Origin of the sequence: Moryella indoligenes (assembly GCF_030812885.1) — a bacterium.
Lineage (GTDB): Bacteria > Bacillota > Clostridia > Lachnospirales > Lachnospiraceae > Moryella > Moryella indoligenes.
On sequence record NZ_JAUSTO010000045.1, the window covers coordinates 1 to 1,114 of the forward strand.

A 1,114-nucleotide genomic window follows, 5' to 3' on the forward strand; every position below is an offset into this window, starting at 1 on the left:
GACAATCGGGCGACACGTTCGTAAGTGAAAAGCTTGCGCACAAAGTCGAAGGGCATTGACCCGAAAACTTTGGAGAACTGATATTCCGATTGGTGAAATGAGGGAGTAACGCCCTGAAGCGCCTACCTAATACTCCGAATGGCAGGAAACCATGCAACAGGTTTCCCCAAAAGATGTTATAGAGCTCGGTGAAGTCGGCAGAGAGCAGTCGTAAGTATGATTTTCAGACGATACACGAAAGCTGTCCAGCGGTGGATGGTGCTGCCTATATGCCGGGGTTCGGTTACCCATGGTCAGGATGATAGAGATATCTGACGAATTTCTGAATGTACGAGTCTAAACGTTGATACTGTCGAAAGGCAGTACACCTTTTACGGTGGTGTCCGTGGATAAGTAAGACTGGTTGTTATGAAAGTCCATGCATCGTTACAGGCGATGCGGTTATGCATGACCGGATACAGGCTCAGAGGAAAGACCTAAAGGTATCCAATGATAGGAATATCGGAACGTGGAAAGCTGGGAACATGGAGGCTGTTGCAGACCGATGAAGTGGTGGATGGGAATACCTTCGCGAGAGGGCAATAACCATTCTTTATTCCAGTGAGAGCAGTGGCATGGTACCTGTGAAGCCGTGAACAAGTAAGCGGTGGAGGGACGGCCACAAGTCGAATTCAGTAAAAATCATAAAATACACAACAAACACAGCTTCGAGTATGACAAAGAAAATCCAAACTGAAAGGAGAGGATGCCTGTGCCCACTTCGGAGCAGCAAGAAAGGAAAAGTAAACAAAGAAAAATCCGCAATTCAGAGTATTACGACATGGAGTCAACCTTTGACCGCCTGTATGCCGAAAGCAAAAATGGAAAAACCTTCAATCATCTGATGGAAATCATTGAGAGCGAGGAAAACATCAAGCTGGCTTATCGGACGATCAAAAAGAATACAGGAAGTAATACGGCTGGTGTGGATAAGCGGACGATAAAAAGCCTCATGAAATTAAGTGAGGAAGAATACGTCCGCCAGATACGAAATCAATTCAGCAACTATCACCCGCGCCCCGTAAGGCGTGTGGAGATACCAAAGCCCAATGGAAAGATGAGACCGCTGGGAATC

At 46.5% G+C, this 1,114-nt stretch carries 1 pseudogene; it reads left to right on the forward strand.

The window, feature by feature from the left end:
- Window positions 1-751 precede the first annotated feature (751 nt).
- Window positions 752-1,114, forward strand: a pseudogene (locus tag J2S20_RS12085) (group II intron reverse transcriptase/maturase); the annotation flags it as partial.